General features: G+C 65.2%; 14 protein-coding genes and 1 tRNA gene. 6 read left to right on the forward strand and 9 right to left on the reverse strand.

The window, feature by feature from the left end; all coding sequences use genetic code 11:
• The first annotated feature begins 6 nt into the window (after positions 1-6).
• On the forward strand, positions 7-246 hold the full coding sequence (locus tag H7K34_RS09320; protein WP_108920914.1) for a hypothetical protein: 240 nt from the start codon (positions 7-9) through the stop codon (positions 244-246).
• Between the two features lie 54 nt (positions 247-300).
• Here the strand turns inward: H7K34_RS09320 and H7K34_RS09325 are convergent.
• The 4 genes from H7K34_RS09325 to H7K34_RS09340 form a co-directional block, all read right to left on the reverse strand.
• Positions 301-374, reverse strand: a tRNA-Met gene (locus tag H7K34_RS09325).
• 72 nt (positions 375-446) lie between these two features.
• Positions 447-974, reverse strand: coding sequence for a cupin domain-containing protein (locus H7K34_RS09330; RefSeq protein WP_264061608.1), 528 nt, complete (start codon positions 972-974; stop codon positions 447-449).
• Between the two features lie 43 nt (positions 975-1,017).
• Positions 1,018-1,713 (reverse strand): nitroreductase family protein, encoded by a 696-nt coding sequence (locus tag H7K34_RS09335; RefSeq protein ID WP_264061609.1) that lies wholly within the window; start codon positions 1,711-1,713, stop codon positions 1,018-1,020.
• Positions 1,714-1,723: 10 nt separating this feature from the next.
• Positions 1,724-2,374 carry an HD domain-containing protein gene (locus H7K34_RS09340; protein ID WP_264061610.1) on the reverse strand — a complete coding sequence of 217 codons (651 nt, stop codon included), beginning with the start codon at positions 2,372-2,374 and terminating at the stop codon, positions 1,724-1,726.
• 105 nt (positions 2,375-2,479) lie between these two features.
• On the opposite strand from H7K34_RS09340, the gene H7K34_RS09345 reads away from it, so the two are divergent.
• Positions 2,480-3,451: a GlxA family transcriptional regulator gene (locus tag H7K34_RS09345; protein ID WP_264061612.1), complete on the forward strand. Its 972-nt coding sequence runs from the start codon at positions 2,480-2,482 to the stop codon at positions 3,449-3,451.
• Positions 3,452-3,464: 13 nt separating this feature from the next.
• Here the strand turns inward: H7K34_RS09345 and H7K34_RS09350 are convergent, their stop codons facing one another.
• From H7K34_RS09350 to H7K34_RS09360, 3 genes are all read right to left on the reverse strand, one after another.
• The gene (locus tag H7K34_RS09350) at positions 3,465-4,364 is read right to left on the reverse strand and encodes an SDR family oxidoreductase (RefSeq protein WP_108920918.1); all 900 of its coding nucleotides are present in this window, start codon (positions 4,362-4,364) and stop codon (positions 3,465-3,467) included.
• Positions 4,365-4,370: 6 nt separating this feature from the next.
• On the reverse strand, positions 4,371-7,355 hold the full coding sequence (locus H7K34_RS09355) for a UPF0182 family protein (protein ID WP_264061613.1): 2,985 nt from the start codon (positions 7,353-7,355) through the stop codon (positions 4,371-4,373).
• A 71-nt stretch (positions 7,356-7,426) separates the two neighbouring features.
• A complete protein-coding gene (locus H7K34_RS09360; RefSeq protein ID WP_264061614.1) occupies positions 7,427-8,449 on the reverse strand; it encodes a YlbL family protein in 1,023 nt (340 codons plus the stop codon).
• A 78-nt stretch (positions 8,450-8,527) separates the two neighbouring features.
• On the opposite strand from H7K34_RS09360, the gene H7K34_RS09365 reads away from it, so the two are divergent.
• The 4 genes from H7K34_RS09365 to H7K34_RS09380 all read left to right on the forward strand — a co-directional run bounded on the left by H7K34_RS09365 (position 8,528) and on the right by H7K34_RS09380 (position 13,151).
• Positions 8,528-9,913 carry a zinc-dependent metalloprotease gene (locus tag H7K34_RS09365; protein WP_264061670.1) on the forward strand — a complete coding sequence of 462 codons (1,386 nt, stop codon included), beginning with the start codon at positions 8,528-8,530 and terminating at the stop codon, positions 9,911-9,913.
• A 169-nt stretch (positions 9,914-10,082) separates the two neighbouring features.
• A complete protein-coding gene (locus tag H7K34_RS09370) occupies positions 10,083-10,784 on the forward strand; it encodes a C39 family peptidase (protein WP_264061615.1) in 702 nt (233 codons plus the stop codon).
• A gap of 63 nt (positions 10,785-10,847) precedes the next feature.
• Positions 10,848-11,702, forward strand: coding sequence for a cyclodehydratase (locus H7K34_RS09375; protein ID WP_264061616.1), 855 nt, complete (start codon positions 10,848-10,850; stop codon positions 11,700-11,702).
• A gap of 108 nt (positions 11,703-11,810) precedes the next feature.
• Positions 11,811-13,151 carry a macrolide-binding ATPase MABP-1 gene (locus H7K34_RS09380; RefSeq protein WP_264061617.1) on the forward strand — a complete coding sequence of 447 codons (1,341 nt, stop codon included), beginning with the start codon at positions 11,811-11,813 and terminating at the stop codon, positions 13,149-13,151.
• Here the strand turns inward: H7K34_RS09380 and H7K34_RS09385 are convergent.
• Together H7K34_RS09385 and H7K34_RS09390 are read right to left on the reverse strand one after the other, a co-directional pair.
• Positions 13,148-13,417: a WhiB family transcriptional regulator gene (locus H7K34_RS09385; protein ID WP_264061619.1), complete on the reverse strand. Its 270-nt coding sequence runs from the start codon at positions 13,415-13,417 to the stop codon at positions 13,148-13,150. The genes H7K34_RS09380 and H7K34_RS09385 overlap by 4 nt on opposite strands.
• A gap of 142 nt (positions 13,418-13,559) precedes the next feature.
• Positions 13,560-13,706: a hypothetical protein gene (locus tag H7K34_RS09390; RefSeq protein WP_264061678.1), complete on the reverse strand. Its 147-nt coding sequence runs from the start codon at positions 13,704-13,706 to the stop codon at positions 13,560-13,562.
• Positions 13,707-13,841 lie beyond the last annotated feature (135 nt).

Here is a 13,841-nt window from a genome sequence, read left to right on the forward strand (position 1 = left end):
GGATCCATGAAGCGACTCGTTGTGAGCGACAAAAGCGGACACATCATCGCGACCGGTCCGCATCCAGACGAAAAGCCGAACAGCCACGTGATGTACGGCTTCAACGCACTCGATGGGCAGCAGATCCATGAACTCGAGCTGCCCGAGCACGTCAGGACGATCGAGCACGTCGTCGAACTGCATACGACGCACGTCGTCCGGGTGCAGGGCAACAAGGCGACCTTGATGGCGGCAAAGAGCTCGTGATTGTCGGCCAAACATGGACGTGGCCCCCGGAGGATCCCGGGGGCCACTCGCTAGTAGCGGGGACAGGATTCGAACCTGCGACCTCTGGGTTATGAGCCCAGCGAGCTACCGAGCTGCTCCACCCCGCGTCGGTGAATGCAAGGTTACCGGCCCGGTGTCGAGCCGACCAAATCGCGGGCTCAGCGGGGGTAGCGGAAGGGTCAGTGCGAAGGCGGGTTCAGCCCATAACGCTGCGCGATGTCGTCCATCCAGGCCGGCGACCCGTAGGTCAGCCCGTACTTGTCGGCCAGTTCGCCGAACTCGGGCAACTCATGCAGCGGCGTACCCACCGGGTCGTTGGCGTGTTCGACGAGCAGCTCGCCGAGCTCCCGGAAATAGTTCTCGAATCCACCCGGGGTGATGATCTCGACGATACGCCCGGGCTCGTTGCCGGCGTTCCACATCGCGTGCATCTGCCCGCGCGGCTTGGTGATGTAGCCGCCGGGACCGAGCACCACTTCGCTGTCATCGGAGCGGAAGCCGATCTCGCCCGCCAGCACAATCGAATGCTCGTCCTCGCGGGTGTGCCGATGCGCCGCGGTCAGCAAGCCGACCCCGAACGGGTGCTCAACAATGGACACCTCCCCGCCGTTGGTCTGGCCGGAAAGCTTGAACACCGCCCCGAAGCCCGGGAGCGCGACGACATCGCCCTCCCCCGGCTGCACGACGGTGACCCCAATTTGGTCCATCTGATCCACCTTCCTCGGAAATCCCTTGCGCTGCAAGCCTCATTCATCCCACCATGGCTGACAGGGCGTTCCGAGGCGGCCAGAGTGGCTGCGGCACTTCGATTCCGAACGGCTTGCCCCAACCGTTTCGAGATGAAACCTCGTGCACCGGATGGCGATTGGCCGCGATGCCCCACTTACCCAACGGATAACCCAGGGTCAGCATGGCCGACATCTTCCAGCCTTCGGCAACTGGCACGCCCAGTAACTCGTTCACCCTGTCCTCGAAATTGCGGAGCACCATCGTCATGACACCGCCGACGCCCTCGGCTCGGGCGGCGAGCAACACACTCCAGATCGCCGGGTAGATGTTGGCACCGCCGAGGTCGTCGATGGCGAAGACGAAGAGCAACAGGGGGATCTCTTCGAAATGGTCGGCCAGGTAATCCCCCGAGCCTTTCATTCGACGCATTGTGTCGGCGTGAGCGGCCGGGTCCGCCCCGGGCGCTGTCGCGACCATCGGTCCCGTGCCCGTTTTGAATTTGTCGTATTCCAGGGCGCGGGCCCGGCGGAACAGCTGGGCGAATTCGCGGATGAGTTCGCGATCGTCAACGGCCAGGAAGTGCCAGCGTTGGGTATTGCCCCCGTTGGGAGCGCGAACGGCCGCGTCGAGAATGCGGGCCTGCGTATCCAGCGGAATCGGATCCGGCCGCAACAGGCGCATCATCCTGGTGGTGTAAAGGCCTTCATAGATGTCCATTTCGCTGCTCCTACTCGGGCCAGCTGTTGCCCACGATGATGTCGACGAAGTTGTCGCGGATGAATGCGGGGTCGAAGTGCGCAAGTACGTCGTCGTTGACGGTGCCGAAGGTGCTGTGCGGGCGGTGCTTCATCCCGTCGTTGAACGCCGTCAGGATGCGCTGCTTGAAATTCGGGCGCGGATGGACAGCGGTGACTGCGGCAAGATCCTCGGGTGAAAGCTCGTCGCGGTCGATGCCCAGCACGTCGGTTTCGACACCGGCAGTGACCAGAGCGACTTCGGGTGCCAAGAACTCAGGGATGCCGGGAGTGGTGTGCAACGCGATGCTCAGCCACACCTTGTCGGCGTCGGCCTGATCAACGTCGCGCTCCAACAGGAACTTCCGTGCCGCATTGGCGCTGTCCACCTCGAAGCGCAGCTGCGAAGTCCGGTATCGCTCGGTGAGACCCAGGTCGTGGAACATCGCTCCGGCGTAAAGCAACTCCAGGTTTGGCTCCAGCCCCCGGCGGCGCCCCTGCAACGCACCGAAGAGGAATACCCGGCGGGAGTGGTCAAAGAGCAAGTCGTCTTCGGCCTCGCGGATGACCTCGGTGATCTCGCGTACCAGTGCAGTGTCGGGTATCGCGATGTCGGCAATGGTGTCCATCAACTGAATATCCATGAGCTGCCTCCTGGTGTGGTCTTGCTAGCGAGTGTGCGACGTCGCGAGCCAACCGGCCCATGTCGTTCCAGCCGTCTTTTCCACAGAAAGCGACACAATGACTTCGTGGCCGAAGCCGGAGCGCGTTCGCGAGTGATAGTAATCGTCGTCTTCGACGAGGTGACGCTGTTAGACGTCGCGGGAGCGGGAGAAGTGTTCGTCGAGGCCAACCGGTTCGGCGCCGACTATCAGCTCAAAATCGCGTCGCTGGACGGCAGCGACGTGAAGACCTCGATCGGCACCCCGTTGGGTGTCACCGACGGCATCTCGTCGATCGATTCCGCCGACACCGTTCTGGTCGCCGGCAGCGACAGCCTGCCCGGGCGGGCGATCGATCCCGCGCTCGTCGAGGCCATCAGGGCTCTGTCGGCGCGGACCCGGCGCCTGGCCTCCATTTGCACGGGGTCGTTCCTCCTCGCGCAGGCCGGCTTGCTCCGCGGCCGCCGCGCCACCACCCACTGGCACGACACCCGGCTACTGGCCCGGGCCTTCCCCGACACCACCGTCGAGCCGGACGCGATCTTCGTCCGCGACGGCGATGTCTTCACCTCGGCCGGTATTTCGTCGGGCATCGACCTGGCGCTGGCGCTGGTCGAAATGGATTACGGCACCGAGCTGGTGCGCGACGTGGCCCGGTGGTTGGTCGTCTACCTCAAACGCGCCGGTGGGCAATCGCAATTCTCGGTGCTGGTCGAGGCCGATCCGCCGCCGGGTTCGCCGCTACGTACGGTCACCGATGCGATCACCGCCGATCCCGCTCGCGACCACAGCGTCAAGAAGCTCGCGGCGCGGGCATCGTTGAGTACCCGTCAGCTCACCCGGTTGTTTCAGGCCGAACTGGGGATGACGCCGGCTCGCTACGTCGAGTCGGTGCGCGTCGATTTCGCCCGTGCCGGCCTGGAATCCGGCCGCACCGTGACCGAGGCCGCGCACCTGGCGGGCTTCGGTAGCAGCGAAACGCTACGGCGGGTATTCGCCAGACACCTGGGTATCAGCCCGAAGGCCTACCGAGATCGGTTCCGCACCGCCTGCGCGTGAAAGTTGCTGTAGCTCAACTAAAATCGGTTGGTATCAGCAGATCCGAAAGTCCGACGCGATGCAGCATCTCGGCCTTGAGCCGATCGAGCACGGCGAAGCCGACGTCGGCGCCGTCCTGGGACGGATCGATGGTAACCCGGAACGGGCGCTTGCCGAATGGCGTGTCGACCACGTCGACCAACGCATCCGCAACCTCGGCCACATCGGCGTCGGCGGGCACGATGGCGTTGAAGGCCTGCTGCACTCGGGTTCCGAAGTCCGGATAGGGGCCCTGTTCGTATTCGTCCACCACGGCCTGGTCCCCGGGCGTGCCGGCATTGGCAAAGTGGTTGGTACCACTGGTAAATGCGCCGGGCACGATGATCGAAGTCTCGATGCCCCACCGGGTCAGCTCGCGTGCATAGGACACGGCCAGCGAATCCATCGCGGCCTTGGCTGCGAAGTACGGCGCCAGATACGGCGGCGTGCCCCCGGCCGAGCTGCTGCTGGACACCCACACCAGCAGACCTCGCTGCTGGCGCCGCATGTGCGGCAGCACAGCCTTGTTGACCCGTTGTGTGCTGACCACATTGATGTCGTAGAGCTGCGCGATCTGTTCGGGCGTAAACGCCTCGGCCGGGCCGAACACCATGTGGCCCGCGTTGTGCACCAGCACATCGATGCGGCCATTGGCGCTGACAACTTCTTGGATCGCGGTATCAATCGAAGGCTGCGACTGCACATCCATTTCCACGGTCCGCAGGTCGACGCCGTTCTCCTTGGCGAAGTTGCCGGCAGCCTGAACCTGGGATGCGTTGCGGCCCTTGATGTCACGCATTGACGCGTAGACCGTGTGGCCGGCGCGCGCCAACGCTTCGGCGCTCAGCCGGCCAAAACCGCTCGATGCGCCGGTAACCACGATGACGTGACCCATGGCGCGCTACTTGGTGTTGTTGTACTTGGTGATGGCGTCGTCGAGCCGCTGCAGCGCGGCGCCGTAGCCGGCGAAATCACCCTTCTTCTGGGCGTCCCGGGCCGCGTTGATCTGGGTCTGAATGTCCTGTAGGGCAGCGGCTTTGGCCGGCGATAAGGTCGACGATCCGTCCGGAGCGGGCGGCACCGCCGTCGGCGGCGGCGGCGATCCCGGTGGCCCGGCCTGTGGCGTGGGTGGACCGGCAGGCGGGCTCTGCGGCGCACCCCCGTCGGTAGGAACGATCCCCGTCGCGGCCGCACCCGCACCGGGCCCGAACAACCCGGTGAGCGCGTCGCCGACGGTCGGGCCGTAGCCGATCTTGTCGTTGTACATCATCGCAACACGGATCAACCGCGGGTACGACGAGGCGGCATCGCTGGCCCCCGGAGAGGCGTAAACCGGTTCGACGTACAGCAGCCCACCCTGAGCAACCGGCAGCGTCAGCAAGTTGCCCCACCGTATTCGGTTCTGGTTGTCTCGCCCGATCACACCAAGATCCTGGGACACCGCCGGGTCGGTGGTGATCGCGTTATTCGCCAGCTTCGGACCGTTGACCTGACCCGGGATGGTCAGCACCGTGATCTTGCCGTAGGTCGCGGGATCGGAGCTGGCGCTGATGTAGGCAGCGAGATAATCGCGCTTGAACCTGTTCATCGCGCTCGTCAGCTGATACGAAGACGTATTGTCGTTCTTCGCAATGTTTTTCGCGACGATGTAATACGGCGGCTGATAGCTGCTGGCTGTCGGGTTCGGGTCCAGCGGCACATCCCAGAAATCCGAAGTGGAGAAGAACGTCACGGGGTCGTTGACGTGATACTTCGCCAGCAGCATCCGCTGCACCTTGAACAGGTCTTCGGGATACCGCAAGTGCTCGGCGAGCTCGGGGCTGATGTCACTTTTGGGCTTGACCGTCCCCGGAAAGACCTGCATCCAGGCCTTCAGCACCGGATCCTGCTCGTCTTGCTGGTAAAGCGTCACCGTCCCGTCGTAGGCGTCCACCGTGGCCTTCACCGAGTTGCGGATGTAGGAGACCTGCTTGTCGGGACCCAGCTTGTTGAACGCCACCTCGGTCGAGTCGGCGGTCGCGGATTCCAAGGAAGTCAGCTCGGAATACGGGTAGTTGTCCAACGTGGTGTAGCCGTCGATGATCCACACCAGGCGCTTGTTGACGATCGCCGGGTACACCGAGCTGTCGGTCGTGAGCCACGGCGCCACCGCCTCCACCCGCGCTGCCGGATCGCGGTTGAACAGAATCTTGCTGTTGGAGCCGATCACGCTGGAAAACAGGAAGTTCCGCTCGGCGAACTTGGCGGCGAACACGCTGCGGGATAGCCAATCGCCGATCGGGACTCCCCCGATCCCGGTGTAGGTGTAATTCTTGGTTTCGGTGTTGGTCTCGTAGTCGTATTCGCGGTCGGCGCCGCTTTTCCCGACGATCGCGTAGTCAGCCGAGGTGTTGGAGATTACGGGTCCGAAGTAGATACGCGGCTGATCGAGCGGTGCCGGTCCGTCGGACACGACGCTGCCGTTGGCGCCGACGACGTTGGCGAGAAACTCTGGGTAACCGCCGTTTTGGGTGGGATCGTTGGCGATGCCGCGCACCGTGTTGGCTGGAGACGCGATGAATCCGTTGCCGTGGGTGTAGACGGTATGCCGGTTGATCCAGTCGCGCTGATTGTCGATAAGCCTGTCCGGGTTGAGTTCTCGGGCCGCGACCACGTAATCACGCAACGAGCCGTTGCGATCCAGGTAGCGGTCGATGGACAGCTGGTCGGGGAAGTAGTAGAAGTTCTTGCCCTGCTGGAACTGGGTGAAGGCCGGGCTGATGATCGTCGGGTCGAGCAACCGGATGTTCGAGGTCGTCGCGCGGTCGGCCGCGACCTGCTGGGCGGTGGCCTGGCCGTCGCCGCTGTAGTTGCGATACGTCACCTGATCGGACGTCAGCCCATACGCTTCCCGCGTCGCGGTGATACTTCGGCCGATGTATTCGCTTTCCTTTTGCGCGGCATTGGGTCTCACGCTGATCTGCTCGACGATCAACGGCCAGCCGGCGCCCACGATCAACGACGACAGCAACAAAAGAACCAGGCCGATCGCCGGAATCCGCAAGTCGCGCAGCACGACCGCGGAAAAGACCGCGGCGGCACAAATCACCGCGATCGCCATCAGGATCAGCTTCGCCGGCAACACCGCGTTGATATCGGTGTATCCGGCACCGGTGAACGGCTTGCCGCCGCGCGTGTGCGACAACAGCTCGAAGCGGTCCAGCCAATAGGCAAGGGCCTTGAGTAACACCAGGGTGCCGATCAGGCTGACCAGCTGAATCCGCGCCGAGCGACTCAGCGCGCCGGTACGGCCGGACAGCCGGATGCCGCCAAAAATGTAGTGCGCCAGCAGGTTCGCCACGAACGCCAGGAACACCGACACAAACAGGTAGCTGAGCGCCAGCCGATAGAACGGCAGCTCGAATGCGTAGAAGCCCAGGTCCTTACCGAACTGCGGATCCCTGATCCCAAAGTCTTGGCCGTGCAAGAACAGCTGAATGCGCACCCAGTAGCTCTGCGCGATGATGCCGGCCAGCAGCCCGATCGCCGCCGGGACACCGATGGCGACCAGCCGCAGCCGCGACATGACCACGGTGCGATATCTGGCCACCGGATCGTTGTCATTGCTCGGGACGAACACCGGGCGGGTGCGGTAGGCCACCGCAAGTCCGGCGAACACGATGCCGCCGACCAGCAGGCCGGCGATCAGGAACACCACAATGCGGGTCACCAGGACGGTGGTGAACACCGACCGGTACCCGAGCTCCCCGAACCACAACCAGTCGACGTAGGCGTCGATGAGTCGCGGGCCGGCAAGCAGCAACGCGATCACACCAAGCGCGATCAAGATCAGAATCCGGCTGCGCCGGGTCAGCTTCGGCATCCTTGCGGTGGGCCGCATCCCCACTGGCTACGCTCCCTGATCAATGTGGCCGGGACGGTCACAACTGTACGCACCGCAACACGCGGAATCGCAGGCTAACAACTCGGTGCCTGACCTCCTTGTTGGATCGCGTGTAGCGCGTCCACGGCTTGACCGAGAGTCTCTACCTTGATCAAGCGCAAACCGTGCGGGTTGTCCGAGGTCGCTTCATAGCAGTTCTTAGCGGGCACCAGGAATACCGTGGCGCCTGCTTCCTGGGCGGCGACCATTTTGTGCGTGATGCCACCGATCTGGCCGACCTTGCCGTCGGACGTGATCGTTCCGGTCCCCGCGATAAACGTCGAGCCGGCCAGATCGCCGGTGGTCAGCTTGTCGACGACCGCCAGGCTGAACATCAGGCCGGCCGAGGGCCCGCCCACGTTGGCGAGGTTGAAGTCCACCGAGAACGGCGCCCACGGCGCATCGAGCACCGCGACACCCAGGAAGCCGTAGTCACGGTCCTTGTTTGTGCCCAGCGTGATCTGCGCGACGCCGGCCGGTTCGTTCTTGCGACGGAAGTCGATCGTCACCTCCTGGCCGGGCTTGGTGTTCTTCAGCAATCCGGTGAACTGCTCGAGATTGACCACCGGGGCGCCGTTGACCGCGTCGATCGCATCACCGGCCTTCAGCTTGCCCGTCGACGGACCGGTGTCGGTGACGGTCGCGACGGTGACCGCGGGTGCGAATTTCAGATAGCCCAGGGCGGCATAGGCAGCGCTGTCCTCGGAATCTTTGAAGTCGGCGGTGTTGGCCTTGTCGACGTCGTCGCGGGACTTGCCGGGCGGGTAGATCAGATCGCGCGGTACCAGCTGTTCCTGGCCTGAGAACCACAGCGTGAGGGCTTCGCCCAAGGTCAGATCGTCGCGCTGGGACACCGTCGTCATGTTCAGATGGCCAGTGGTCGGGTGGGTCTGGGTGCCTTCGATCGCGACCACCTGCTTGCCGTCGACCTCACCAAGCGTGTCGAAAGTGGGTCCGGGGCCCAGCGAGACAAACGGCACCGTCACCACCGCGAGCAACACGCCGAAGACCAGAATCGGCACCAGCGCGACCATCAAGGTGAGAATCCGCCTGTTCACGCCGCTTACCCTAACCGGACACCGCTGCGGCTCGTTCAGCTACAAGCGTGACGGCGGATGGATCCTTCTGTTCCCGCGGTGGGTACCGTTGGGGTTATGGCTGACCTGCCTTTCGGCTTCAATTCCGGAGAGGACCCCGAGCCCGACAAGCACGGGAAGAACGATCCCGAGTCCGGCTCGGGCGCGTCAGACCCGCTCGGCGCATTCGGCATGGGCGGGGATTTCAACATGGGTGACCTCGGCCAGATCTTCACGCAGCTGGGTCAGATGTTTTCCAACGCGGGCACGATGCCCGGCGGTGGCACCCCGTCGGGACCCGTCAACTACGAACTGGCCCGGCAGGTCGCGTCCAGCTCGATTGGATTCGTCGCTCCGATCCCCGCCGCGACGAACTCGGCGATCGCCGACGCGGTACACCTCGCCGACACCTGGCTCGACGGCGCCACCGCGCTGCCCGCCGGCACCACCAAGGCGATCGGCTGGAGTCCCAGCGACTGGGTGGACAACACTCTGGAGACCTGGAAGCGGCTGTGCGACCCGATGGCTCAACAGATCTCGACGGTGTGGGCGTCTTCGCTGCCCGAAGAGGCCAAGGGCATGGCAGGCCCGCTGATGGCGATGATGTCGCAGATGGGCGGCATGGCATTCGGCTCGCAGCTGGGCCAGGCCCTGGGCCGGTTGTCCCGGGAGGTGTTGACGTCAACCGACATCGGTCTGCCCCTGGGTCCCAAGGGCGTGGCGGCGATCATGCCGGAAGCTGTCGAAGCGTTCGCCGCCGGACTCGAGCAGCCCCGCAGCGAGATCATGACGTTCCTGGCCGCCCGTGAGGCCGCCCACCACCGGCTGTTCAGCCACGTTCCCTGGCTGGCCAGCCAGCTGCTGGGCGCCGTCGAGGCCTACGCGATGGGCATGAAGATCGACATGAGCGGGATCGAGGAGCTGGCGCGCGACTTCAACCCCGCCTCGCTGTCCGATCCGGCCGCGATCGAAAACCTGCTCGGCCAAGGCGTTTTCGAGCCCAAGGCAACGCCCGCGCAGACCCAGGCGCTGGAACGGCTGGAGACGCTGCTCGCGCTGATCGAAGGCTGGGTGCAGGTCGTGGTTACCGCGGCCCTGGGCGACCGGATTCCGGGCGCGGCCGCGCTCAGTGAAACGCTGCGCCGACGTCGCGCCAGCGCAGGCCCGGCCGAGCAGACGTTCGCCACGCTGGTCGGCCTGGAGCTGCGGCCGCGCAAGCTGCGGGAGGCCGCCGCATTGTGGGAGCGCCTGACCGAAGCCGCGGGCGCCGACGTCCGTGACCGCGTGTGGCAACACCCCGATCTGTTGCCGGGCGCCGAGGATCTCGACGAGCCAGCCGGCTTCATCGACGGGGTCATCGGCGGTGACACCTCCGGTATCGACGAAGCGATCGCGCGACTCGAGCAGGACGACTCGGGTTCTGACGGCGGCTCCGCGGATAACTGATCAGGCCGGCTGCCGCCTTATTGGAATTGTGTTGAATTCAGCCCCCGCTGTTTGCTGAGGGGTGCTACTTTGTCGACCAACCAATTGTCCGACTGGCCTTGGCGGCAACATGTTCAACTCTCGGATTGCAACCGCGCTGCGCACTGCTTTGGTTTGCGCGTCTGTCGGCGTGGCCAACATTTCGGTGGTCTCGGCGTGCGGTACGGCGCCGCCATCGGTGCACGCGACGACGTCACCTGCTCCCCCCGCCGGCAGCACATCGGGCAACCCGCCCGCGACGGCCAAGGCGAGCGCCAGCGGTGTATACGGCGACCCGGCGGCGGCCGCCAAGTATTGGGTGCAGCAGTCGACCGAGGACACCTGCGGGCTGGCTTCGGTGGCCGACGTCGTCGGTGAGGTCACCGGCACCGCTCCGACGGAGCAGCAGATCATCAAGGTGGCACAGAACACTCCCTCGTCGATCCGCGACGGTCCGATCTACCTGCCCACCGGCGACCCCGGCCACGAAACCGAGAAGGGTGGCATCGATGCGGCCGACACCGTCGTGCTGCTCGAGCACTACGGCGTGAAATCGCGCATGACCTGGGACAAAAACCCCGACGAGGTGACTCTGCCCGCGCTGGAGGGGTACCTCGGCGCCAACCGTAAGCTCATTGCCTGGGTCAATGGGGGAACCATCTTGGACAGCAACGATCAGCGTAAAACGGCCGATCACTTGCTCGTTGTCACCGGGATCGACACCAACAACGAGACCGTTCACCTCAACGACCCCTACGCCGACTCCGGCAACACGAAGGTCAGCATCACCAGATTCATGACCGCTTGGAAAACCGGGCAGCAAACGGTCATCGTCACCGCGCCGACCAGCTGACCCCCGGCGCTCTGTGGATAACTGATCGGGGCAGCTGCCCCGGCCGTGGCACAGTCTGGATCCATGCCGAGGGCCGCTGTCTACGCACTGGACCCGGCGATGCCGGTGCTACTGCGCCCCGACGGCGCCGTGCAAGTGGGCTGGGATCCGCGCCGTGCGGTGCTGGTTCGTCCGCCAGGTGGGTTGGCCGCCTCGGCGCTGGCGGCGCTACTGCGCTCGATGCGATCACCCGTGGCGATCACCGAGCTGCAGCGCCAAGCGATCGAGCGCGGGTTGTCCGACGCCGACGGCCTGGCGCACCTAGTCACGCAGCTGATCGGCGCCGGCGTGGTGACCCGCGGCTGCCGGCAGACCGGCGGGCGGGCGGCATCGATCCGCGTCCACGGCCGCGGGCCGCTGTCGGACCTGCTGATGGAGTCGTTGCGCTGCTCGGGCGCCCGGATCGCGCACAGTAGCCAGCCGCATGCCGCGGTGTCGCGCGCCGCCGTCGATCTGGTGGTGCTGGCCGACTACCTGGTCGCCGACCCACATATGGTGCGCGACCTGCACACCCAGGGCGTTGCGCACCTGGCGGTCCGGGTCCGAGATGGCACCGGGCTGGTCGGGCCGCTCGTCATCCCCGGCGTCACCAGCTGCCTGGGCTGCGCCGACCTACACCGCAGCGACCGCGACGCCGCGTGGCCGGCGGTCGCCGCCCAGTTGCGCGAGACCGTCGGGGTGGCCGATCGAGCCACCCTGCTGGCGACCGCGGCGCTGGCGCTCAGTCAGGTGAATCGCGTGATCGCCGCGGTGCGCGGGCACGACGCGGGGCATGATCCCGGGCCCCCGCAGGCTTTGAATGCCACCCTGGAATTCGACCTCAACGCCGGCGCCATCGTCACCCGGCAGTGGGCCAGGCATCCGTTGTGTTCGTGCTGATGGAGCCGGTATCCGAGCGGTCAGAAAAGCCCGCCGCAACGTGACCACCGGTCGCCCTGACACCCCACTGTTGCCTAGATCAACCCCGGCACCCCCCTGCCATCATGGATGATGGGTGTTGTGTCTGAGATCAAACGGGGGCGCGCTGCGCGCAATGCGAAGCTGGCCAGCATTCCGGTCGGGTTCGCCGCGCGGTCGGCGCTGGGCTTCGGTAAACGGCTGACCGGTAAGTCAAAAGACGAGGTCCAGGCCGAATTATTGGAGAAGGCGGCCAACCAGCTGTTCACCGTGCTCGGTGAGCTCAAGGGCGGGGCGATGAAGGTCGGCCAGGCCTTGTCGGTGCTGGAAGCCGCCATTCCCGAGGAGTTCGGCGAGCCCTACCGCGAAGCGCTGACGAAGCTGCAGAAGGACGCCCCGCCGCTACCCGCCGAGAAGGTGCACCGCGTGCTCGACGCGCAGCTGGGCACCAAGTGGCGCGACAGGTTCAGCTCGTTCGACGACACCCCGGTGGCCTCGGCCAGCATCGGCCAGGTGCACAAGGCGGTGTGGTCTGACGGTCGTGAGGTGGCCGTCAAGATCCAGTACCCGGGCGCCGACGAGGCACTGCGGGCCGACCTCAAGACCATGCAGCGGTTGGTCGGAGTGGCCAAACAGCTCGCACCCGGCGCCGACGTCAAAGGCGTGGTCGACGAGCTGATCGAGCGCACCGAGATGGAGCTCGACTACCGGCTAGAGGCCGACAACCAGCGCGCATTCGCCAAGGCGTATCAGGACCACCCGGACTTCGCGGTGCCACACGTGGTGGCCAGCGCGCCCAAGGTGGTGGTCCAGGAATGGATCCAGGGCGTGCCGATGGCCGAGATCATCCGCGACGGGACCCGCGAACAACGCGATCTGATCGGCACCCGCCTCCTCGAGCTCACTTTCGATGCGCCACGACGGCTGCAGATGCTGCACGGCGATGCCCACCCGGGCAACTTCATGCTGCTCGATGACGGCCGGATGGCCGTCATCGACTTCGGCGCCGTCCCGCCCATGCCCGGTGGCTTTCCGATCGAACTCGGGATGACCATTCGGTTGGCCCGCGACAAGAACTACGACCTGCTGCTGCCGACGATGGAAAAGGCCGGCTTCATCCAGAAAGGCCAGCAGGTGTCGGTGCGCGACATCGACGACATGCTGCGCCAGTACGTCGAGCCGGTCGAGGTGGAGGTCTTCCACTACACCCGTAAATGGCTGCAGAAGATGTCCACCATCGAGATCGACCGGTCGGTGTCGCAGATCCGGACGGCCCGGCAGATGGACCTCCCGCCCAAGCTGGTGATCCCGATGCGGGTGATCATGTCGGTGGCCGCGATTCTGTGCCAGCTCGACGCCCACGTGCCGATCAAGGCGCTGTCTGAAGACCTGATCCCCGGGTTCGTCGAGCCCGACACAGCCGCCATCTAGGCGGCAACCACACCCTTGCGGGGGCGTCCGCGCGGACGTTTGTAGCCCACGACCGAGCCCCGCTCGAATATCTCGCCGCCCCAGACGCCCCACGGTTCGGCACGGTCCAGTGCAGCCGTCAGGCATTGCCGCCGGACCGGGCAATCCGTGCAGAGCGTCTTGGCGCGCTCCAGGTCGGCCGGGGTCTCGGCGAACCATAGGTCGGGATTGCCGGCGTGACATGGCAACGCCGGCTGCGGCTGTCTGGGGACTGTCAGTGCCGACATGTCCTGCTCACCTACTTCCTGGTTGGGTGTCCTTTTCGGTGATCCGGACCAGGTTGCGGGCTTTGAAAAAATTCAGGTCCCAAAAACTATGGCCACGGATCCTTGTGACTTCGGGTCCGTGGCCATTTGAAATTCGGGCTGATTACGTAGTTCCCCGATCCACGGACGCGTCAGTCGCGGCGGCGCGATGCTTTGCACCGGCCGCCGGTACGGCGGCGTGGGTGGCATGGGAGGTCCCCGCGATCAGCGCCGCGCCGGCCACTACTACCGCGAACGTGTCGTTGATCATCGTGGCCACCTCCTCTCGCCTAGACGTGCGCCGGCCTGCAGCCGGCAGCGGAATGCGTTTCTGAGGATAGATGCTAGCCGACGGCACTGACAAACGATTTTCTGACCTGCACATTTGTCTGCGGGATCGCGTCGT

This window comes from Mycobacterium montefiorense (assembly GCF_025823255.1).
Classification (GTDB): domain Bacteria; phylum Actinomycetota; class Actinomycetes; order Mycobacteriales; family Mycobacteriaceae; genus Mycobacterium; species Mycobacterium montefiorense.

Bases quoted from the DNA above. Each gene is read 5' to 3' on its own strand.
- H7K34_RS09320 (WP_108920914.1), top strand. From the start codon at position 7: ATGAAGCGACTCGTTGTGAGCGACAAAAGCGGACACATCATCGCGACC.
- H7K34_RS09330 (WP_264061608.1), bottom strand. From the start codon at position 974: ATGGACCAAATTGGGGTCACCGTCGTGCAGCCGGGGGAGGGCGATGTC.
- H7K34_RS09335 (WP_264061609.1), bottom strand. From the start codon at position 1,713: ATGGACATCTATGAAGGCCTTTACACCACCAGGATGATGCGCCTGTTG.
- H7K34_RS09340 (WP_264061610.1), bottom strand. From the start codon at position 2,374: ATGGATATTCAGTTGATGGACACCATTGCCGACATCGCGATACCCGAC.
- H7K34_RS09350 (WP_108920918.1), bottom strand. From the start codon at position 4,364: ATGGGTCACGTCATCGTGGTTACCGGCGCATCGAGCGGTTTTGGCCGG.
- H7K34_RS09375 (WP_264061616.1), top strand. From the start codon at position 10,848: ATGCCGAGGGCCGCTGTCTACGCACTGGACCCGGCGATGCCGGTGCTA.
- H7K34_RS09380 (WP_264061617.1), top strand. From the start codon at position 11,811: ATGATGGGTGTTGTGTCTGAGATCAAACGGGGGCGCGCTGCGCGCAAT.
- H7K34_RS09385 (WP_264061619.1), bottom strand. From the start codon at position 13,417: ATGTCGGCACTGACAGTCCCCAGACAGCCGCAGCCGGCGTTGCCATGT.
- H7K34_RS09390 (WP_264061678.1), bottom strand. From the start codon at position 13,706: ATGATCAACGACACGTTCGCGGTAGTAGTGGCCGGCGCGGCGCTGATC.